General features: G+C 62.7%; 18 protein-coding genes and 1 pseudogene. 9 read left to right on the forward strand and 10 right to left on the reverse strand.

Going from position 1 to position 20170, the window contains the following annotated elements; all coding sequences use genetic code 11:
- Nucleotides 1-40: 40 nt before the first annotated feature.
- The 3 genes from ATJ93_RS00300 to ATJ93_RS00310 are packed head-to-tail and all read right to left on the reverse strand — an operon-like array spanning nucleotide 41 to nucleotide 3279.
- Entirely contained in the window at nucleotides 41-967 is a 927-nt protein-coding gene (locus ATJ93_RS00300) for a carbohydrate ABC transporter permease (protein ID WP_120242658.1), read from the reverse strand.
- The gene (locus tag ATJ93_RS00305) at nucleotides 964-1935 is read right to left on the reverse strand and encodes a carbohydrate ABC transporter permease (protein WP_120242659.1); all 972 of its coding nucleotides are present in this window, start codon (nucleotides 1933-1935) and stop codon (nucleotides 964-966) included. Before ATJ93_RS00305 ends, ATJ93_RS00300 begins: the two co-directional genes overlap by 4 nt.
- Before the next feature lie 18 nt (nucleotides 1936-1953).
- Nucleotides 1954-3279 (reverse strand): ABC transporter substrate-binding protein, encoded by a 1326-nt coding sequence (locus ATJ93_RS00310; RefSeq protein WP_120242660.1) that lies wholly within the window; start codon nucleotides 3277-3279, stop codon nucleotides 1954-1956.
- Between the two features lie 246 nt (nucleotides 3280-3525).
- Here ATJ93_RS00310 and ATJ93_RS00315 point away from each other — a divergent pair, with 246 nt between their 5' ends.
- From ATJ93_RS00315 to ATJ93_RS00330, 4 genes are all read left to right on the forward strand, one after another.
- A complete protein-coding gene (locus ATJ93_RS00315; RefSeq protein WP_120242661.1) occupies nucleotides 3526-4938 on the forward strand; it encodes a class II fumarate hydratase in 1413 nt (470 codons plus the stop codon).
- 264 nt (nucleotides 4939-5202) lie between these two features.
- Nucleotides 5203-5436: an HVO_2901 family zinc finger protein gene (locus tag ATJ93_RS00320; protein WP_120242662.1), complete on the forward strand. Its 234-nt coding sequence runs from the start codon at nucleotides 5203-5205 to the stop codon at nucleotides 5434-5436.
- A 1533-nt stretch (nucleotides 5437-6969) separates the two neighbouring features.
- Nucleotides 6970-7380 (forward strand): DUF5805 domain-containing protein, encoded by a 411-nt coding sequence (locus ATJ93_RS00325; RefSeq protein WP_120242663.1) that lies wholly within the window; start codon nucleotides 6970-6972, stop codon nucleotides 7378-7380.
- Nucleotides 7373-8425 carry a tyrosine-type recombinase/integrase gene (locus ATJ93_RS00330; protein ID WP_120242664.1) on the forward strand — a complete coding sequence of 351 codons (1053 nt, stop codon included), beginning with the start codon at nucleotides 7373-7375 and terminating at the stop codon, nucleotides 8423-8425. Before ATJ93_RS00325 ends, ATJ93_RS00330 begins: the two co-directional genes overlap by 8 nt.
- Before the next feature lie 318 nt (nucleotides 8426-8743).
- Here the strand turns inward: ATJ93_RS00330 and ATJ93_RS00335 are convergent, their stop codons facing one another.
- On the reverse strand, nucleotides 8744-9109 hold the full coding sequence (locus tag ATJ93_RS00335) for an ArsR/SmtB family transcription factor (protein ID WP_120242665.1): 366 nt from the start codon (nucleotides 9107-9109) through the stop codon (nucleotides 8744-8746).
- Nucleotides 9110-9205: 96 nt separating this feature from the next.
- Between ATJ93_RS00335 and ATJ93_RS00340 the strand changes: the two genes are divergently transcribed.
- On the forward strand, nucleotides 9206-9904 hold the full coding sequence (locus ATJ93_RS00340) for a DUF7509 family protein (protein ID WP_120242666.1): 699 nt from the start codon (nucleotides 9206-9208) through the stop codon (nucleotides 9902-9904).
- Nucleotides 9905-9930: 26 nt separating this feature from the next.
- On the opposite strand, the gene ATJ93_RS00345 is transcribed toward ATJ93_RS00340, so the two are convergent.
- From ATJ93_RS00345 to dph2, 5 genes are all read right to left on the reverse strand, one after another.
- Nucleotides 9931-10875, reverse strand: a complete 945-nt coding sequence (locus tag ATJ93_RS00345; RefSeq protein ID WP_120242667.1) for a hypothetical protein — start codon at nucleotides 10873-10875, stop codon at nucleotides 9931-9933.
- Between the two features lie 75 nt (nucleotides 10876-10950).
- Nucleotides 10951-12981: a coiled-coil domain-containing protein gene (locus ATJ93_RS00350; protein WP_120242668.1), complete on the reverse strand. Its 2031-nt coding sequence runs from the start codon at nucleotides 12979-12981 to the stop codon at nucleotides 10951-10953.
- A gap of 69 nt (nucleotides 12982-13050) precedes the next feature.
- Complete coding sequence (locus ATJ93_RS00355; protein ID WP_120242669.1) at nucleotides 13051-13881, reverse strand: MBL fold metallo-hydrolase; 831 nt, start codon at nucleotides 13879-13881, stop codon at nucleotides 13051-13053.
- A gap of 204 nt (nucleotides 13882-14085) precedes the next feature.
- A complete protein-coding gene (locus ATJ93_RS00360) occupies nucleotides 14086-14877 on the reverse strand; it encodes a DUF7344 domain-containing protein (protein ID WP_120242670.1) in 792 nt (263 codons plus the stop codon).
- A 315-nt stretch (nucleotides 14878-15192) separates the two neighbouring features.
- Nucleotides 15193-16242, reverse strand: a complete 1050-nt coding sequence (gene dph2 / locus ATJ93_RS00365) for a diphthamide biosynthesis enzyme Dph2 (RefSeq protein WP_120242671.1) — start codon at nucleotides 16240-16242, stop codon at nucleotides 15193-15195.
- Between the two features lie 312 nt (nucleotides 16243-16554).
- On the opposite strand from dph2, the gene ATJ93_RS00370 reads away from it, so the two are divergent.
- Both ATJ93_RS00370 and ATJ93_RS00375 read left to right on the forward strand, forming a co-directional pair.
- Entirely contained in the window at nucleotides 16555-17460 is a 906-nt protein-coding gene (locus ATJ93_RS00370) for a DUF7139 domain-containing protein (protein WP_120242672.1), read from the forward strand.
- A 98-nt stretch (nucleotides 17461-17558) separates the two neighbouring features.
- On the forward strand, nucleotides 17559-18575 hold the full coding sequence (locus ATJ93_RS00375) for a disk-shape morphogenesis protein volactin (RefSeq protein ID WP_120242673.1): 1017 nt from the start codon (nucleotides 17559-17561) through the stop codon (nucleotides 18573-18575).
- Nucleotides 18576-18790: 215 nt separating this feature from the next.
- On the opposite strand, the pseudogene ATJ93_RS00380 reads toward ATJ93_RS00375, so the two are convergent.
- A pseudogene (locus ATJ93_RS00380) lies at nucleotides 18791-18958 on the reverse strand (zf-TFIIB domain-containing protein); the annotation flags it as partial.
- 152 nt (nucleotides 18959-19110) lie between these two features.
- On the opposite strand from ATJ93_RS00380, the gene ATJ93_RS00385 reads away from it, so the two are divergent.
- Together ATJ93_RS00385 and ATJ93_RS00390 are read left to right on the forward strand one after the other, a co-directional pair.
- Nucleotides 19111-19512: a hypothetical protein gene (locus tag ATJ93_RS00385; RefSeq protein ID WP_120242675.1), complete on the forward strand. Its 402-nt coding sequence runs from the start codon at nucleotides 19111-19113 to the stop codon at nucleotides 19510-19512.
- 9 nt (nucleotides 19513-19521) lie between these two features.
- Entirely contained in the window at nucleotides 19522-20148 is a 627-nt protein-coding gene (locus tag ATJ93_RS00390; protein ID WP_120242676.1) for an METTL5 family protein, read from the forward strand.
- Nucleotides 20149-20170 lie beyond the last annotated feature (22 nt).

The following is a 20170-nucleotide window of genomic DNA, read 5'->3' on the forward strand; positions in this document are numbered from 1 at the left end:
CGTCAAATCCTCCGTTTCCGTATCGGTTGTCGCTGGTCGGTCATACTCGGACACCCTCTGCGAACTGGTCGGCGAACAGCACGTAGACGATCAGTGTCGGCAACGCCGTAATGAACGCCCCTGCCATTCGCAGCGGGTAGTCGACGCCCTCGAGTGCCTCGCCGAGCCCGGACAAGATTAGTGTGGCGGACGCGGCGGGATCGTTCACGCTGCCGATGATGGTCAGCGAGAACAGGAACTCGTTCCAGATCTGGGTGAACTGGAAGATGAACACGACGGCGAACATCGGAATCGACAGCGGCAGCACGATCCGGCGGTAGATCCGCCAGACCGACGCGCCGTCGAGTCGGGCCGCCTCGATCATCTCCCAGGACATCGTCTTGTACTGCGAGCGGAACAGCAGCGTACAGATCGGAATCCCGTACGCCGTGTGCGTGATGATCAACTCGAGGATCGTCGCGTGATGTTGCTCGAGGAGCGGCAGCGCCCAGAGGAACGAGAGCCGCTGGTCGAACTGGACGTACTGGGTCCAGAACTCGAACAGGGGCACGATCACGGCCTGGTACGGGACGAAGATCCCCGCGATGAACAGCGTGAAGACGGCGATTTGTCCACGCCAGTCGACCAGGGTCAGTCCGTACGCCGCCATACTCCCGAAGATCGCACAGAGGATCGTTGCGGGGATGGTAAACAGCAGGCTGTTGACGAGCCCGCGGCTGAGCGCGTTAAACGCGAACTGCCATTTCTCGAACGTGAACCCCTCGAGCCCCGGCGGGATGAACGGGTACGTCGTTCGCAGCGCTTCCGACGTTTTGATCGACGTTACCAGGCCCGATTCGATCGGAATCAGGTAAAAGCCGATGAGACCGACGAGGGTCACATACAGCACCACTCGCTGGAAGTCGATGGCGTCGGCCCAGCTTTGCTCCGCCGCTTCGGTCGTAACTGATACTGATTCCTCGCTCATAGGTTACCTTGTTTGTACTGGTTGTACAGGTACGGCGCGATGACGGCCAGCGACACCGCGAACAGCACGAGTGCGATCGCGGAGCCGTACGCCCACTCGGACTTGCCGAACGACTCGCGGACCATGAAGGTCGCGAGGATGTCCGCCCCCTTGCGGGGCCGGTAGCCGTCGAAGGTTGCGTACAGGAAGTCGAAGGCCTTCAGCGCGAACAGCACGAGGGTGACGGAGGCGCTGACCATCGCAGCCCGCAGCTGCGGGATGATGACGCGCCAGTACATCCGGATCGTGCTCGCACCGTCGACGCGAGCGGCCTCGTACTGGTCGGTCGGAATCGACCGGAGCGCGGCGAGATAGATGACCATCGTGTAGCCGCTGAACTGCCAGACGAGCGCGAAGATCACGGCCCCGAGGACGAGGCGCGGGTCGCCGAGCCAGTTGTACGGTCCGAGCCCGAACACGCCGATGACCTGATTGATGATGCCGTTGTTGACGTTGTACATCCACCGCCAGAACTGTGCCGTGACGATGAACGACAGCGCGAACGGGAGCAGGTAGATCGTCCGGAACGACCGCTCGAAGCGGATCTTGCGATCGAGCAGCAGCGCGAGGACGAGTCCGATCGCCAGACACGCCACGGTAAAGACGACGAGCAACACGACGGTGTTCCGCGTCGCCTCCCAGAACTGCGGATCGCTCAACAGCGTCGTATAGTTCTCCAGTCCCAGATCGCTGTAGTCCGGGTCACCGAACCCCGAGTAACTCGTCAGCGACAGGAAGAAGTTCCACCCGATCGCTGCGTAGACGAAAAAGCCCATCAGCAAGAACGGGGGGAACCAGAACGGCGCCGACTGAACGATGTCGCTATCGAGCCAGCGACGCACCGTCGATCGCTCCTCGACCGTCCCGCCGTCGGTCTCGACGCGTCGGCTGTCACGGACGCTACGCAGTAACGCTAACACACCTTTCATAAAATTAAGAACAGTTTTTTAGACGACGTCCATGAAGCCGTCCGTCGCTGCCTCGGGGTCGTAGGGGTCGGCGAAGTTGTTGTTGAGCACGCCTTCGAGTTCGGATTGGGTGCTCGGGTCAACTGCCAGCCCGTGGGCAAGCGTCGGGGGCTTCTCCGACACTTCGTCGAAGTTCTCGATCGTGTCGGTGAGGTAGTCGTTGAACTCGTCGGTCGCCACGCCCGTCCGGGTCGGGATCGATCCCTTGTACTGGTTGTACGCAACCTGCGCGTCCTCGGAGCCGGCGAATCGGAGGAACGCGGCGGACTCCTCGGGGCTCGGGTTGTCGCCGGGGTAGATGAACGAGTCGATGTGCAGGGTGTAGTAGTCCTCGGTGCCGGGGAAGCGGACTGCGTCCCAGTCGGTACCGTACTCCAGCCCTTCCGTGATGTACGCGCCGGCGACCCAGTTACCCTGGTGGATGAAGGCGGCGTCGCCGCTCATGATGTCCTGGTTGACTTCGGTGAAGTCGACCGAGGCCGCGTCGTTGTTGATGTAGCCCAGCAGCTCCTCGAGCTTCTCGAAGGTCTGGAGGACGAGGTCGCGGTCGCCTTCCCCTTCGATGAAGTTCATGTAGGCGTCGTAGCCGTGCTCGCTGAGCATCACGGTGCCCCACGTCTGGAGGATACACCACGTGGCGAGCGAGAACGCGAACGGGGTCGCGTCGGTCTCGGACTCGACGGCGTCCAGCGCGTCGATAAGGTCGTCGACGCTACTGAGCGAGGACGGATCGACGCCCGCTTCCTCGAGGACCTCGACGTTGTAGAAGAGGTCGTTCAGGCGGTGGGAGCCGATGGGGACCGCGGAGAAGCCGTCGTCGGTTTCGCACAGTTCGACCGCTTCCTGTGCGTGGGCTTCTTTCAGGCCGCCTTCGTCCCAGACCTCGCTCTCGATGTCGCCGAGGACGCCCTCGTACTGCTCGAGGTTCGCGCCGGGCCAGCCGGCGAACGAACTCGGCGGGTTGCCACCCTGCAGGCGGTTGGCGACCGTCTGGTCGAGGTTCTGGTTGCCACCGCCGCCGATCGGCTGGTCGTCGACGTCCATGTCGGGGTACTCCTCCCGGAGCGCCGAGAAGAGGGCGTCGGCGGCTTCCGCGCCGTCGCCGCCGGTCCAGCCGTGGAGGACCTCGAGCGTGTTGCTCCACTGGCCGTCGCCACCGTTACCGTTGCCGTTACCGTCGCCGTTACCGTTGCCGTCGCCATTTCCGCCGCCAGTACAACCCGCAAGCGCGGTAAGCGCTCCGGTTCCCGCCAGGCCTGCACCCTTCAGAACCGTTCTCCGCGAACGATCACTATTGAAATCCATGTTAAGCCTCACCATCTTGGTAGGAGACCGAATACTTAATAGTTACTATTATTATTTTAGATGCGAGTAAAGCTGGCACCAAACCTATATTTAATAGTTACTATTATTATTTTAGAAACGAGTGAAGATATAGCTATACTAACATCCGGCCGAACGTAATCGGCTCCGCCAGTGTCCGCCGACCCTCTGCGGGCGGTTCGTCGTCGTACCGGTGGATTTTACCTGACACCCCGAGATGCCTCGCGTATGGGAGACGACGACTACCGAATCGAGGAGGACAGCCTCGGCGAGATGCAGGTGCCCACGGACGCCTACTGGGGCGCCCAGACACAGCGCGCGATCCAGAACTTCCCCATCTCGGGGATCACCTTCAGCCGTCGATTCGTCCGCGCGCTCGGCGTCGTCAAGAAGGCCGCCGCACAGGCCAACCGCGACCTCGAGTTGATCGAGGACGACGTCGCCGAGGCGATCATCGAGGCCGCCGACGAGGTCATCGAGGGCCAACACGACGACCAGTTCCCGGTCGACGTCTTCCAGACCGGCTCCGGGACGTCCTCGAACATGAACGCCAACGAGGTCATCGCCAACCGCGCCGCCGAGCTCATGGGCGCCGAGATCGGCGACCGCGTCGTCCACCCGAATGACCACGTCAACTACGGCCAATCGAGCAACGACGTCATCCCGACCGCGATGCACGTTGCCTCGCTCGAGGCCGTCGAGAAGGACGTCATCCCTGCCCTCGATACGCTCCGCGAGGCGCTCGAGGCGAAGGAGGAGGAGTTCGACGACGTCGTCAAGACCGGCCGCACGCACCTCCAGGACGCGACGCCCGTAACCCTGGGCCAGGAGTTCTCCGGCTACCGCACGCAGGTCGAGAAGGGGCTGGCCCGCGTCGATAAGGTCCGCGAACACCTCGCGGAACTCGCGCTGGGCGGCACCGCGACCGGGACCGGACTGAACACTCATCCCGAGTTCCCCTCGCGCGCGGCAGAATATATTACGAAGGAGACCGGCGTTCAGTTCCGCGAGGCCGACAACCACTTCGAGGCTCAGGCCGCCCACGATGCCATGTCTGAGGCCCACGGTGCCCTCCGAACCGTTGCCGGCTCACTGAACAAGATCGCCAACGACCTGCGGCTGCTCGCTTCCGGGCCGCGCAACGGTCTCGGCGAGATCGAACAGCCCGAGAACCAGCCCGGCTCCTCGATCATGCCCGGGAAAATCAACCCGGTCGTCGCCGAGGCCGTCAATCAGGTCCACAAACAGGTCGTCGGCAACGACGCCGCGGTCTCCGCCGGCGCCGCGGAGGGCCAGATCGATCTGAACCTCTACAAGCCCGTGCTGGCGCACAACTTCCTCGAGTCGGCCGAACTCATCTCGAACGCCAGCCAGGTCTTCGCCGAGCGGTTCGTCTCGGAACTCGAGGCCAACGAGGAGTACTGCCGGGACCGCGTCGAGCAGTCCATGGCGATGGCCACCTCGCTCAACGTCCACATCGGCTACGACAAGGCCAGCGAGGTCGCCAAGACCGCGCTCAAGGAGGGGAAGACCGTCCGCGAGGTCGTCCTCGAGAAGGGCTACCTCGACGAGGAGGAAGCCGACGAGGTCCTCGACCCCGCGAAGATGACCGAACGTGGGATCCTCGGCCAGGACGACTGAGCCGGTCGTCCCGCCGCTGATCTCGAGTCGGTTTTCGCCGACGCCTCCAGTTCTCGACAGTATTCTCCGACCGTCGCTTGGTGGCTCTGCACACGGGCGAACTACCGAACTAACGACTACTCGAAACGGAATAAACAGACACGACGAACGCTCTTTCTTCCCTACCGCTATCGGCTAAATCGACGCAGTGGACCCGAATCACGGGTGACCCGGCCGGAATAAAAAATCCAAGCAGTTTTGTCGGACGCCAGCGTCAGACGAATTATGCACACCTGTCGCAACTGCAACCAGTCGTTTCAGACCGAACTCGCGCTCGAACTCCACCGGGATACCTGTCAGAAAGGACAGTTATTCTGCCAGGTCTGTGGCGAACGATTCCGGGAAGGCGACGCGACTCAGGACGGTTGGCACTACGAGTGTCCGAACGAGGACTGTGAGGGCGACGGACTTCAGGACGATCTCTATCACGTCGACGACGTCGGCGTAACGACGAACTGACTGCGCCGCGAACTGTCTCTTCGAGCGTTCTCAGATCTCGACCCGGTCTGCTCTCCTTTGACCGTGCGAGGGGATAACTCCCGACAGGTGTTTTGACGGTCTTCTCGCTGTGGTCGCTCTCGTTCGTCCGTCGGTTTCCAGACCGGGGTCGTTCGATCGGAAATCAGGCGATGTTCGATATAGCGAAATAGAATTCATTTGGACGAGGCAGAACACGGCCGCGGACAGATACTAGAGCAGTAGCGACACGAAGGTGGCGAGACGAACGCGAAAATCGTCGCACTCGAGTCTGCAATCGGCGTCGGCGACGACCACTCGAGCGAACTCGATCTCGTGTAATTCCTTTCTAGCCCGGTCTCTCCCCTCGTCCTGGCGTCGCCGGCTTCGACTGGCCGGTCCACGTAGAGATGCACTCATCTTCAACCACCCACGAAGGGACTTTCAGTTCCCTGATATCGACCCGCTTCTGTACGGTTTTCACCTCGCTGTCGATCGATCGACGCTCAGGTATTGCTGCAGCGTACTGTAATCGATTTCCCGGTCTCAGCACAGGCCCCGGCAATTGGGGATAGAAGGCGGACTCGAGCAGAACGACTCCGTCACGGTGCCTCGCGGTCACTGAATCGTCTCACACGATACCGACGGTATGGCCCTTCCGCCTGTCGCCGGTCTACTGCTCCCTTCGCACGACCCCAGTCCGGTGACGCAAAACCCTGATTCCGAGTATCCTGCGCCGATCGACGGCGAGGCGGCAGGTGGGCTCTGTCGAAGAGGCGACCCTCGAGCGGGCAGTCAACGGCGGGGATAGCAACCCGAAAGTGTGGGTTGATGCCCACGCACTCTCTCGGTGGCGTGTTAGACTGCTGGCAACTGACCCGACACGATCGAGTCGCCGGTCCGGTAATCGATCGTGTCCTCTTCGACGCCACGACGAATTGTGGTCACGACGTTCACCTCGAGTCCGCATTCGCCGGCGCTCGTTCCTCGGCTTCATTCTTCGTTCATGTTGGATCGGAAGTCACGGTCGTCACCAGCGACGACGGTAGCTGATACCAATGCCCATTCTATATGTTGTTTGCTAACACATATTTTACCTGCCGAAACGCCGACAAAATATCCTTTCACTCGGACAAAAACCATCCAATTATAGTATGAAATAAAGTTCGCTGGAGCGGTGTTTCTCGACCGCAACCCCTAGGGTCTGACCGCCTAGAATGGGTTTCCAAATATGGTTGCAAAGTATACACTTCTCTCTATCGCCTCGCTGAATTAGTTCTAGAATCTGGTAATTTGTTCTTCTGCCGCGATAGGTGGGGTGGATCTCGTCACGACCTGCCGCTGTGTTAGTGATAGCGCGGTTCGCTCCCGAGTAGTTTATGTTCCAATCTGGGACTAAAACGTGACTTATTGCAGAACTATACTCACAAATAATATCTCTGCCCGGGTGGCTATAGGGTTCCAGTAGCCCAAATAAGGATGTTTATTTGTGAATGTGGGTTAGATTGAAGTGAGCGGCGTGAGTGGGTGTCGTCGATGACAGACGACGAGCGAGTCGCCGTGAAAACATACGTTCCCCGATACCAGAAGGAAACCTGGGAAGACCACGCCGACGATCTCGAGATGAGCCAAAGCGAGTTCGTCCGGACGATGGTCCAGGCCGGACGGAGCGATTTCGATGTTCCCTCGAGCGGGGGAGACTGGGATGGCAAACAGAGCGCGGCGGACGCCGATGCTGAGACGACCGACGCTGCGGGCGAGGACTTCGCCGACCGCATCCTCGAGGTACTCCAGCGCGAGGGCGTCCACGACTGGGACGAACTCGTCGACGCGCTGATCGACGACGTCGAGGACGACCTCGACGCGGCGCTACAGCAGCTGCAGGACGAAAACGAGGTCCGGTACAGCGGCCGCGAGGGCGGGTACGTGGTGGTCGACGATGAGTGAAGGTCAGCAGCCCCAACAGCAGGCCAATACGGTCGAATACTTCCTGCAGGACATCGAGCACCACGGCCGCAACGAACGGACCGCAGCGGCCTATCAGCGCGTGCTGACGGACTACGAGTCCTTCCTCGCCGACCGCTTCGAGAAGGAGCCGCCGGAGGCGAGCTACCGGGATTGCATGGCCTGGATCCACGAACTGCGGTCCACGCACTCCGAGAGCACCGTCGCGACGTACGCCTCCTATCTCAATCGCTTCTACAGCTACCTCGAGCGGGTCGGCCACACCGACGAGAACCCGATGACGGTCGTCTTGGAGGAAATGAGCGAGTCGATCGAGTCGAACCCGACTCGCCGCGATATCACGCTGCCCGAGATGCGGTCGTTCGTCGCGGACGTCCGCCATCCGCTGCACCGAGCGATTATCGTCACGCTACTGAAAACCGGCATGCGGGCGGGCGAGTTGTGCAATCTGGATCTCATCGACTGCCACCTCGAACACGAAGCCCAGACCTGGCAGCCACGCGCTCACATTGCCGGTCGTCCGGACTCGCTGTTCGTCTCGACGGAGCACACCTACGGCGAGGAATCCGGAGGCGAACGGCGCTCAGCGTCGAACAAGCGCAAGCGCGAGACCGTGATTCCGATCGACGAGGAGCTGAAGGACGTGCTGGTTCGGTGGCTCGCCGTCCGGCCAGATGTGCCGTCGGACTCGAGAACGCCGTCTGCGACGGCGACGGAGCCGCTGTTCGTCGGCACGGCCGACTGCTGGGGCCAGCGGCTGACGCCGAACGTCGTCCACCACGTCGTCGAACAGTACGCCAGAGAGCGCGGCTGGTACCGGACCGGTGGCGGGGCTTCGGAGAACGTCACACCCCACTACTTCCGGCACTTCTTCACCACGCACCTCCGGGATCGAACCGGTGATCGCGGGATCGTCCAGTATCTGCGAGGTGACGTCGCCAGCGACGTGATCGACACCTACACCCACAACTGGGGTGACCGCGTTCGGGAGACGTACCTCGAGCACATCTATTCAGTGACGGCGTAGTCGCGGCTGCAGCGACTGCGCGTCGATGAAGTCCTGCTCGAGCTATCAATCGAACTTTCCGTATTCGGCAGTTGCTGGTCCACATATTGTTGGAATAATAACTATAATCTGGGATGTCGATTGTCCTATATCGAACTCCTAAATCCTATATCGATATATAGAAATTGGGTCCCCGAGCCAACGCATTTTGATCGCTATTCGGCCGTGTCAGAGGTCCTCGAGAAGGAATACGGACGTTGCCGTCGACTGGCCGAATCGACTGGCGAATTTGAGGGAGAAAACGAGCGCTGTAGTTGCGTCGGTTCGCGCGCTGTGCCGTTACACCGCCTCAGCGCGTGCACCGACTGCGTCGAAGATCTGCGGGACGAATCCTTCGGCCAGCGGCGACAGTTCGTACACTCGGCTGCTGCCGTCACGGAATTTTCCGACGAGACCGGCGTCCTCGAGCGTATTCAGGTGGTGGTACAGGTCGTTTTGGCGTCGATCGAGCAGGTCAGCGAGTTCGCCGCTGCGGAGTCGCCCCTCCTCGGCGAGGAGGTAGAGGATGGTAAACCGCGTCGGTTCGCCCATCACCTGCAGTCGGTTCGCCTCCCGCTCGAGGTCGAGCGTGCCGTTGAGTAGGTCCGATTCGACCCGGTCTCGGGCAGCAGAGCGTTCGTCGTTCGGAATCTCTCGTTCGCTCATAGGCGAGGGTACGCGCTCGATCCACTTAGACTTAATCGACGTTAAGACGAATTGCTGAAACGAACTTTAACTGTCGCCCGTTTGGACTGGCGAGGGATGACCGCGCTCACGGAGTACGAGGGACGGCCGATCGAGGAGTGGGTCGCTCGGTCGATTCCTGACGCCGATCGGAACGACGCTTTCGTCTTCCTCATGGGGCCGTACCGCCTGCTCGATCCCGCCTATCTGTATCCGAACGACGGCTACCCGCTGCCGCCGGATCCGCTCGCCCCGCGAGGGAACGGTGCCGCGCCCGACGCGATCGAAGCGACGCTGCGGACGATCTGCGACCGCGTATCGGCCGAAACCGGGACGACGGCGTTCATCGCGAGCGACGTCGAGATCCCGACCAGACGCGAGGCGGAGCGGCAGGATCTCGAGGAGCCGGGAATGCCGGTTATCGACCAATCCGTCGCGCTCGCGAAAGCCAGTGCGGGGAACGCGTTCGTCTTCACGAAGGCCGGACTCACGACGGGCGCCGGTGCGGAAGCCGGTGCGATTCCCGAACACTTCAGGTTACGAGACGCCGAGCACCGCCTGCGCGATCCGCGAACGTTCTGCATCTTCGCGGAAGCCGAGAAGGCGAGCGCCGAATCCGGAACCGTCTACGAACCGCGGTTCAGCAGCGCCTCGATCGACGAGATGGACGACGCGTACGATCTTCGATTTCGGTACTTCGTCGATCGAGAAGAGTTAGTCGAGCGGCTGATCGATTTCGTCGAGTCGTACGTCGTGCCGCTGGCGAGTCAGCCGTGACTCGAGTCGAGTCCCGGCTCCGACCGTTACTGCGAGGCCCCGTCGACGGCGAGTTCCGTCTCGAGATCGTCGCCGTCTAACAACGAACGGACGGCCGCCGCTGCGTCCGTTTTGTTCAGTTCCGAGGTGTTTTCGAGCAGCACGGTTTCGCTGGGGAACAGTTGCTCTCCGAGCAGGAGGCCGTGTTCGCGGGCGGTCGAGCCGGTGACGGTGAGGTAGACGCCGAGTCCGGTGTCGGCGATCGCCGCTTCCTCCTCCCGGCCTTCCGCGGGGTAGCGAAACTCCACGCCGTCGAGCGTTCGCGTGCCGAGGACGGCCTGGACGAGTCGCTCGTACCGGGGCTCGATACACAGCGGTCCCTCGTAGCGCTCGAGGAAGTCGCGGTCGAGCGAGTCGTCGGCGGGAGCGACCTCGGGTGCGGCCATCAGCGTGTGGTAGACGGTATCCCCGAGACCGGTGGCGACCCGGACGTCGGTGTCGGAGGGATCGATCCGGGCGTTGATGTCGGCGATCCGGTCGAGCGGTTCGGGCCGCAGTTCGACGACCTCCTCTAAGACGAGGTCGGCGCTGTCGAAGCCGAGCGCGAACTCGTGGGTTCGAAGCGCGCGGAAGGGCTCCTCGCGGCCGACGAGTTGGATCGCGCCGCCGTCGACAGCGATGGCATCGACGTCTGCGAGCGGAATCGTGACGCTATCGAAGACGATCCGCCGGGGTTTCCCGGCGCGGGCGTCCCGCAGCAGAGTGTATTCGGGTTCGGTCGGATCGTCGGCGCTGCTGTAGTCGGCGAGACGATGGTAGACGTTCTCCTCGTCGGGTTCGAGGTCGCCTTTCGTGACGGCCTTCTCGTGGCGGAGCGTCGACGAAATCTCGTCCGCGAGGCCGGGCACGTCGAGCCGCCGCGCGAGTCGATCGAGTACCGACTCGAGGGGGCGTCCTTTCCTGGGAACGGCGATCGGAATCGTCTCGCCCATCGAGCAGTGCTCGGCCGGCGACGGATAAACGAGTTGTGTTTTCGGCTATCGCTGCCTCTCGTCGGTCCTCGGTCGTCAGTTGTCCGCGAACATCGAGCCGAGCTGGTTGCGCCACTCCTGAATGTCGGTGATCTCCTCTCGGACATCCTCGAGGTCGGATTCGACGCTTTCGACGTCTTCCTCGACGGCCCTGAGATCCTCGGAGAGATCGTCGACGTCGCCTTCGACCGCATCGACATCGCCGGCGACGGTTTCGACGTCCGATTCGACGGTCTCGAGGCCGGTCTCGAGTTCGCTGACGTCGTCCGCGACCGTTTCGATCTCGTCTTCGACATCGTCGGTCCGGTCGGTCAGCGAGTCGACGGTTTCGGGGAGATGATCGAGAGCCGAGAGATCGTCCTCGAGGTCGGTCGTCCACTCGGTGAGCGTGTCGATTTCGGTTTCGACGTCCTCGACCTGCGATTCGGTGTCCGCGAGACGGTCGTCCATCTCGCCGAGGGCGTCCTGTACGTCTTCCAGTTCGGACCGGAAGTCCGCGATGAGTTGCTCGCCGGTGCCGTTCTCGCCGAGGAATTCCTCGAGGGCCTCGGTGTAGGCGGCGACCTCCTCGACGCGGGACTGGAGGTGGTCGAGTTTCGCCAGTTCGGGGGCGCTCAGTTCCGGTTCGGTCGCGAGTTCGGCGCGGAGCACCTCGAGTTCGTCCTCGTCGGCCTCGCCGTTTCGGATCTCGCTGGCGAGGCGCTCGGCGAGGGTACCCTCGAGTACCGGTTCGGAGCCGGATTCGGGTTCGGCGGCGGCCTCGGTCTCAGTCTCGAGTTCGGATTCTGGATCGGGATCGGAATCCGAATCGGATTCTGCGTCCGCTTCGGCTGCCGACGCCGTTTCGTCCGTCGGGGCCGTCTCGGCGGCCGGGTCGGCCGTCTCCGCCGCGGTTTCGTCCGGTTCTGTCCCTTCGTCGGTCTCGACAGCCGTCACGTCGTCCGCTTCGATGCTGTCTGGTTCGATGGCAGTAGCACCGCTGTCCTCGAGGTCTTCGTCGCCGTCGTCGGAAGCGGGTTCAGACGCGGGCTCGGACTCGACCTCTGATTCGGGTTCGCCGTCCAGTTCGGTTTCTGCGTCCCCCTCCTCGTCGGCATCTTCGAGGGCCGCATCTGCCGCTTCGTCCGTGGCCTCGTCCTCATCCTCGTCCTCGAGTCCGAGATCGATATCGGCGTCCGCCTCGGCCTCGCTTTCGTCTTCGGCTTCGCCGTCCGCCTCGGAATCGGCGTCGAGGTCCAAGTCCAGATCGAGGTCCTCGCCGTCGTCCGGTTCGGCGAGGGGATCGACGTCCTCCGAGTCGGCCGGCTCGGGAATCTCCTCCTCTTCGAAGCCGAGGTCGATGTCGGGTGCGTCGTCTTCGTCTCCTTCGGCGTCCTCGTCGGCGCCCTCGGCTGGATCGGTTTCGACGTCGCTGAGGTCGAGATCGAGGCCGTCGTCTTCGTCCTCGCCGGATTCGTCGTCGGACTCGGGAACGGCGCTCTCGCTTTCGGCGGCAGCCTCGTCAGCAGCCGCCCCATCGGCGGCCGCGGACTCGTCGTCCGCACTCGAGTCGCCGGCGGCTACATCGGCGGCGTCGAGGCCGGGAACCGAGGCCGAGTCGCCCGAAAGCATGTCCCGGACGGCCTGGTTGCGGTCCTCCGAGACGATGCTGTCGATGACGCCGTCGTCGATCTCATCGCCTTCGGTCGTCCGTTGGTCTTCGGCGCTTACCTCGACGACCGTCGGCTCGGTGAGAAACTCCTCGGCGGTGCTCTCGTCGTCGATCCGAATGCCGTAGACCGTGACGAGCGTTTCACCGGGCTCGAGCGTGCCGGTGAACTCGACGTGGTTGTCCTGAAACGCCGTCCAGTCGTCGCTGTGGTAGTCGGGGTGGAAGCCGACCTTGTCCATCGGGAACGAGTCGGGGATGTCCTCGGACAGTCGAAAATCGACCTGGCTCTCGCGTTCGGAGTCGATTTCGAATCGAATCGCGGGGACCGGAAACTCGTCCGCCGTAAACGTCTTCCGGACTGATAGTCCGTCAGCACTGACCTCGATAACCTCGTCCGTATCGGCGGTGCTACTCATGCGAGCAACGTTGCCCCACCATTATTATAAATACTACGGGAGAATATCAAATTTAGTTCAGGAACCGATCTAGAGATCGACGCGATCGCCGATCTCGACGAGCTCCAGTTCGCGGGGATGTTCGAAGCTCTTCGCGTGGTGGTGGAGTACCTTCGGATCCGACGTGAGCCCGCGCCACATGTCCCAGTGGCTCGGCAGGAGTCGCTCGAGTGCGAGGTCGTCGGCCGCTTCGACGATCTGGTTCTCGTCGTTGTACCAGCGCGTTCGCTTCGGCTCGTGGCTCTCCTTGTCCGGGATCATCCCGACGGTGCCGAAGGCGAGGATGCCGAGGTCGATGTCGTACTCGTCGCCGATGCGGGCGAACTCGTCGCTGGGTTTCGTGTCGCCGCCGTGGAAGACCGTGCCGGCGTCGTGCTCGATGACGTAGCTCACCGGGTGGGTCGCGTCGGGGTCGTACGCCTCCTCGACGTGGACGGTGAAATCACCGATTTCGAAGGTGTCGCCCTCGGCCACTTCGACGAACTGGTCGTCGTCGACGTCCCACTCTTCGGTCCAATTTTCTTCGCGCGTGACCGCGAGGCTGTCGTCGGCGCCGTAGAAGGTCGCGCCCGTGTTCTCGAGGATCGGCGCCTGGCTGGGGCCGTCGACGTGGTCGGTGTGCTCGTGAGTCGCGAACACTGCATCGGCGGTTTCGACGTCGCCGGGCGTGAACGGGACGGGGATCATGCGGACGGTCCGCGGCGGGTTGCCGAGGCCGAGGTACGGGTCGATGTAGACGGTCGTTCCCGCGTCGTCCTTCAGGACGAAGCCGTTACAGCCGAGGTACCAGACCGCGACGCCGTCGGGATTCGCGTCTTCGATCCGCTGAATGAACCAATCGCCCCAGTCGCTGTGAATCATATGCATTGGTGCGAGGACCGACTGGGTAAGTGTTATTGTCTCTTCGAAAACCGTGAGTGTACGACGGCAGACGGTGAACCGTGAGTGTACCGCAGCGGAATGCGGGGCGCCGACGTCCCGGAAGCCGAGATCGCCGGCGTCGCGACCGCGAGACGATTCGAGTCGATACAGTCGAGAACCACGGACAAGGAACCGGCAGAGACGTTACTCGTGCAGCGACTGCTCGGCGGCGACGGTGATCGTAAACTCCGAGCGGATCTGGATGTCGATCTCCGCGAGCGCCGTTCCGTCGGCACCCGCCTCGATCGCGTCGTCGCCGATCCAGGAGACGTGCAGTTCGGGGTGGCCGTCGTAGGCGACGCCGTCCGAGACGGTATCGACGAGACCGGCGTCCTCGAGAAGCGGCAGGTGAACGTGGACGAGCGAACTGTAGACGGTCGCGACGCGGTCCTGCGAGACGTCGTCGGCGTCCGTATCGGCTTCGCGAGCGGCCACGGCTCGAGCGAGCGTTTCGCGGTCCATCGCGTCCGATTCCGCACGGGCGTTGCCCGCGAGGACGGAGAGCACGAGTCGGCGCCGCGAGTCGGCGACGGCCTCGAACAGGGTGTCGAGTTCCGCGGCGGGCGCGTCGAGTCGGCCCGTGATGACGTTCTCGAGGGCGGGTTCGTCGAAGGCCCAGTGGTCCGTCGTGACGATTAGGGTGTCATCGGTGTCGGTGTTCTCGGCTTCCGCGAGGAGGCCCGCCTCGAGCAGCATCGGCAGGTGCGTGTGCTGGCAGGCGACGGCGGCTCGCTGGTACTCTGCGTCCGTCACATCGTCGACCGATTTATCAGCAGTTACCGCCGCCAGTTCGCGAATAAGATCGTCTTTCGCGATGCCGTCGGGGGATTGCTCGTAAACGAGTCGGAGGAGGGCGCGTCGGGTAGCGTCCGCAAGCGACCGGAAGCAGTCATCTCGGGCAGTCGTCGATCGTCCGCTGGCCGCTGTGTTACTCATCGACTACTGGTCCGTGCCGTTCGGGCAAAAGAACTCCTCCAAACAGATTTGGAATCAGTAGTCTATTACGCAATTCTCACTGAAATTCTGTTGTATAGAACTAAAATTCCGTGAATGGTATAACATCATTTCCGGTTCTGCGCCGATATATACTATTTTGAATGATTGTGTATCGGTCGTGAGCCTCCGGTAATCGAACTGCTCTCTCTACCTGAATCGGTGATCGAACAGTTACGTCTCGGCCGGTCAATCCGTTCAAAGTGAGACGCGTGAATTCAGCAGTGCGATGCGCCGTACCGGATCGTATCGGCCGGCTTACCAGGTGCCGTGGAACGTATCGAAGGAGAGTTCGTCGAGCGGCTTGTTGCCGACGGCGATCTCGTACTCGCCGGGCGTGAGCATCGGCTTGTGGAACTGCGGACCGTCGTCGGTCGTGATCCGCGGACAGCCGGTGTTGACGAACGCGTCCATGTCGAAGTTCCGCAGGCGGTCCGGCGTCACCTCGTCCATCGTGATGAGGTAGGCGTCGTCGTTGTCCTCGAGGATGTCCTGGGCGACTTCCCAGCGACCCTGGCCGATCTTGGTACAGAAGATGACACCCCACTTCTCGGCGTCCATCGCCTTGTGGACCGAGGCGTACCGCTGTTTCATGAACTTCTCCGTGTCCGCGACGGTGACGACGTTGTTGACGGGGTCGGCGATGACGACGTGCTTGTCTGGGTGTTCCATCGCCAGCCCGAGCGGGTGGAACTTCCCGCCGCCCACATAGAGAACTTGATCCGCGGGCACGTCCGCGCTCGCGTAGTTGCAGCCGAGCACCTGCCCCTCGTGGGTCAGTCGCTCGTCGCCGCGCCGGCTGTGAACCTCGTAGCCCCGTTCCTCGAGGAAGGCGCTCATCTCGTCGTAGCGGTTCATGTGCTGGGCCGTCGTCACGAGGCCGACGCCTTCGGTCTCCTCGGGCGGCTCGAGGGTGTCCAGCGCCTCCTCCATGATGGGTGTAACTTCGACGTTCGAGAACAGCGGGACGTAGATCACCTTGTCCGTGTTCTTCATCGGCGAGTGGCCGAAGTGGACGAACACGTCGGTGCGTTTCATCAGATAGGTATCGAGATCGCAGGCGCCGTAACACGGCTGGCCCGAGAGCATGAAGGTGACGTCGTCGTCCGCGAGTTCGCGGAGGTCGTCGGCGACGGCCGGGCCGCGCCGCTTCAGTCCTTCGGGGAACTGCAGGCCGACTTTCTTCGCATCGCGTTCCTCGATCGCGTCGACGATCCGGTCCAGTTCGTAGTCCCACTCGCGATCGTGGCGCAGCTGCATTCCGGTGTTACGGAGGTCCCCCTCGGTGTACTCCGACTCCTGACTCATTAGCCGTCCTAACGGCCACGGACGTATATACTGCACGCTGTCACAATCGGTACGAATTCGCCGACTTGCCGGCGAATTCGGATACTGACTGACAGCGCGTAGTAGTGGCGGCGCTTTTCGCTATCTGGTCTGGCAGGGCGAGACGGGATCGATTTCGGAGGCCGCCAGCGACCTTCGACCTCGAGCCGACAGCCGAGTCCGCGCCGGCGTTCGGTGACGCGATCCGTCGTCCCGGTAACGTGTGAGCGACGCGGGTGCGACGATACGTTCGCGACCCAACAGTCATAGTACTGGAGCGTAAACGAGGCCTTAATGCCAGCGGAACAGCCCCTCGACGGCTATCTCTTCGACCTTTACCGCCGCTATATCGGCGAGCCGGAGAACCGGACCGACGTCTATCTCGGGTTCGGTCTGTTCCTCGGCGGCGTCGGTCTGGCGGTCGTCGCACTGCTCCTTTTCCTCTGGAGCAGCACGTTCAGCAGAACCGATCCGGCCTACTTCACGTGGGTCCAGCCGGCCTACGCGCTCGGGATGCTCTCCTTACCGGCGATGATCCTCGGCGTGGTCGTCCTCTTGCCCGCTGACCGCAAAACGATCGGCGTCTCGGCGGCCGGCGCCGCCGTCACCGTCGGCGCGACGCTCGGATTCCTCGTCGCCTATCCGGACAACTGGAACTTCATGGCCGAGACCGACTACACCGTCGAAGTGACGGCCACCTACGCCGTCGGCCTCGCGGGACTGACCGCCTCGACCGGCGCCGCACTGATCGCTCACTACCTCGATATGGCCCGCGAGGCCGACCGCGTCGCGGTCGACTCGAGCGAGGACGAGGGCGAGTCCTACTCCGACGAGGAGATCCAACAGGACATCGACGAGGCCATGGAGGACGTCGAACTCTCCTGGGGCGGCGTCGAGAAGACCGAGCACAAGCGCCTGAGCTTCTCGGAAAACGAGTTCGACGAAGTCAACGTCAGCGAGGCCGGGACGACGACCACCCGTTCCTCCGGCGTCGACGCGCAGGTCGCCGGCCTCAAGGGGCTGAAAGGCGGCGAGACGAAGACCACCACCTCGAGCGCGACGGTCGACGACCAGACCCAGAAGTTAAAGGAACTGCGCGAGCAGCGCCGAGCGGAGGAACTCGCCGAGGCGGACGACGGCGGTCGCGGCTTCCTGACGTCACTGCGAAACTCCTTGCGGAACCTCCTCAAGAGGAATTAATACCTCGTAAACCGCAGTAAACACTATATTTTTCCTAATTTTGAGAAAATGAAATCAACGCACATAGATTTATAATCCGTCGGCCGCCTTGCCCAACTATGGCCAAAGGCCTGGACGTCGGTACGATGAACATCCTGTCTGCACAGCAGGATGGGAACGACACGGTATTCGTGCAGCAGCGCAACTCCTTCGTCGAGATCGAGTACTCGGATATGGCCGAGCAGATGCTCTCGCGAAGCGAAGTCCTCCACATTCGCAAGGACGACAAGGTCTACGTCGTCGGCGACGACGCCCTCAACTTTGCGAACATTTTCAATAAGGAGACCCGCCGCCCGATGAAACACGGGATCCTCTCGAACGACGAGCAGAGCGCGATCCCGATGATGAAGCTCATCATCGAACAGGTCGTCGGCGAGCCCGCCTATCCGGACGAGAAACTGTACTTCTCGACGCCCGCGGACCCGATCGACTCCGATCTCTCGACGCTGTACCACCAGAAGACGATCGAATCCTTCCTCGACGACATGGGCTACGATGCCGAGCCCATCAACGAGGGGATGTCCGTCATCTACTCCGAACTCGCGGACAACAACTTCACCGGCCTCGGGATCTCCTTCGGCGCCGGCATGACGAACGTCTGTCTGGCCTACTACGCCGTCCCCGTCATGAAGTTCTCCGTCGCCCGCGGTGGCGACTGGGTCGACGAGCAGGCCGCCCGCGCGACCGGCACGCCCGTCGACAAGGTCACCTCCATCAAGGAGGACGACTTCGAACTCGACTTCACCACCGACGTCGGCGGCGTCGAAGGCGCACTGTCGATCTACTACGAGAACCTGCTGGACTACGTCATCGACAACATCGTCGAGGAAGTCGACGAGGAAGACGTCGAGGAAGGCCTGGACGTCCCCGTCGTCGTCACCGGCGGCACCTCGAGCCCCGACGGCTTCGAGGAACTGTTCCGCGACCACCTCAACGACGCGAACATCCCGTTCTCGATCAGCGGCGTGACCCACGCCGACGAGCCGCTCTACAGCGTCGCTCGCGGTGGCCTCGTCGCCGCCCGCTCGGACGAGGACGTCGACGGCGAGGAAGCCGAAGCGGCCGCCGCCGAGTAACCTCGCGGTCTCGGTTCGGACGTTTCGGTTCGTTCACTCTCCCTCTCGCTTTCATTTTCTTGGGCTGGCGCTCTTTCACAACAGCGCAGCCGCTTTGCCGTCTCGAGCGTTACGTACGCCGCTTCGTTTTCTCAGTCCTCTCGAGCGATCGGTTCCGGCTCCTCGTTCGCATTCGGCGCCGACTCGACCTCGACGGGATCGACCTTGGGAACCGTCTCCTCGTAAAAGCGATTGAGCGCGTCCCGCCAGGACTCGGGCGTCTCGGGAACGCTCTCGTGTTCGACGGGGATGTCCGCGTACTCGCAGTGCGGACAGCTAACCGTCGAGACGTCCCCGAGCGAGAGTTCCTCGAGCGAGCCCTGGCACCGGGGGCACTCGTCCATACGTAGACTTCGAACGGCCCGTCCTTAACTCTATTCGATTATATCACGAAAGAAGAACGTATCCGCCGTCGGTCGGCCACCCTCTCGCCGCTCGTGTATTACTACTACGAATCCAACAACATTTTTGTATGCAGCCTATGTATGGTCTCGTAATGAGCACCACGTCACCCGCCGACGGCGAGTCAGCGATCGAACGCTGTTCACCCGCGGACGTCACCCCCGTGACCCTCGAGGCCACCGCGCTGGAGTCGACCGCACCCGAGTACCTCCGCGATCTCAAGCACGAGTTCGCCGCCGAAGACCTCTCGCCGGTCGAGCTAACCGTTGACGCCTGCTTCGACGAGGACTGCTCGCTCGCGACGCAGGACGAGGTCGACCGCATCCGCGGCTACGTCCGCGCCGGCTCGTTCCTCGGCGTCAACGCCGTTACGGTCGCCGTCGACGACGTCGCCAACGACGAGAAGGTCCGCCCCGCGCTCGCGGCCTGCGCCGAACGGGCCGAGCGCGAGGGTCTCGTCCTCGAGGTCGACGGACCGATTACGCTCGACCGGTAACGGTCGGGCATGGCAGGCCCCTCGCGTCGCTCGCTCGCCCGGGACCTCGAGTCGCTCGCGGACTTTTCCGATCCCTCGGCTTCCTTGGAACAGTACCTCACGCCGCCCGATATCGCCGCCCACGTCTGTCACCGCGCCGCCCTCTCGGGCGACCTCGAGCGCCCGGTCGTCGACCTCGGAACGGGGACGGGCATGCTCGCGATCGGGGCTGCGCTCGCCGGCGCCGACCGCGTGCTGGGGATCGACGTGGACCCCGACGCGCTCGCCGTCGCCCGGGAAAACGCCGCTCGCGTCGATACGGGGTCGACCTCGATCGACTGGATCCTCGGCGACGCGACCCGCCCGCCGCTCGCTCGCTCCGATGTCACCGTCCTTTCGAATCCGCCCTTCGGCGCCCAGCGCGGCAACCGCCACGCGGATCGGCGCTTTCTCGAGACCGCCAGTTCGATCGCGACCGTCTCCTACACCATCCACAACGAGGGGAGCCAGGAATTCGTCGAATCGTTCGCGGCCGACGAGGGCGGCGAAGTGACCCACGCCTTCCGCGCCGAGTTCCCGATCGAGCGCCGCTTCGAGTTCCACGACGCTGCCGAGCAGACGCTCGCGGCCGAAGTGTTCCGGATCGAGTGGCGCTGAATGGGACGGCCCGGTGTAACGG

The organism is Halopiger aswanensis, from assembly GCF_003610195.1.
Classification (GTDB): domain Archaea; phylum Halobacteriota; class Halobacteria; order Halobacteriales; family Natrialbaceae; genus Halopiger; species Halopiger aswanensis.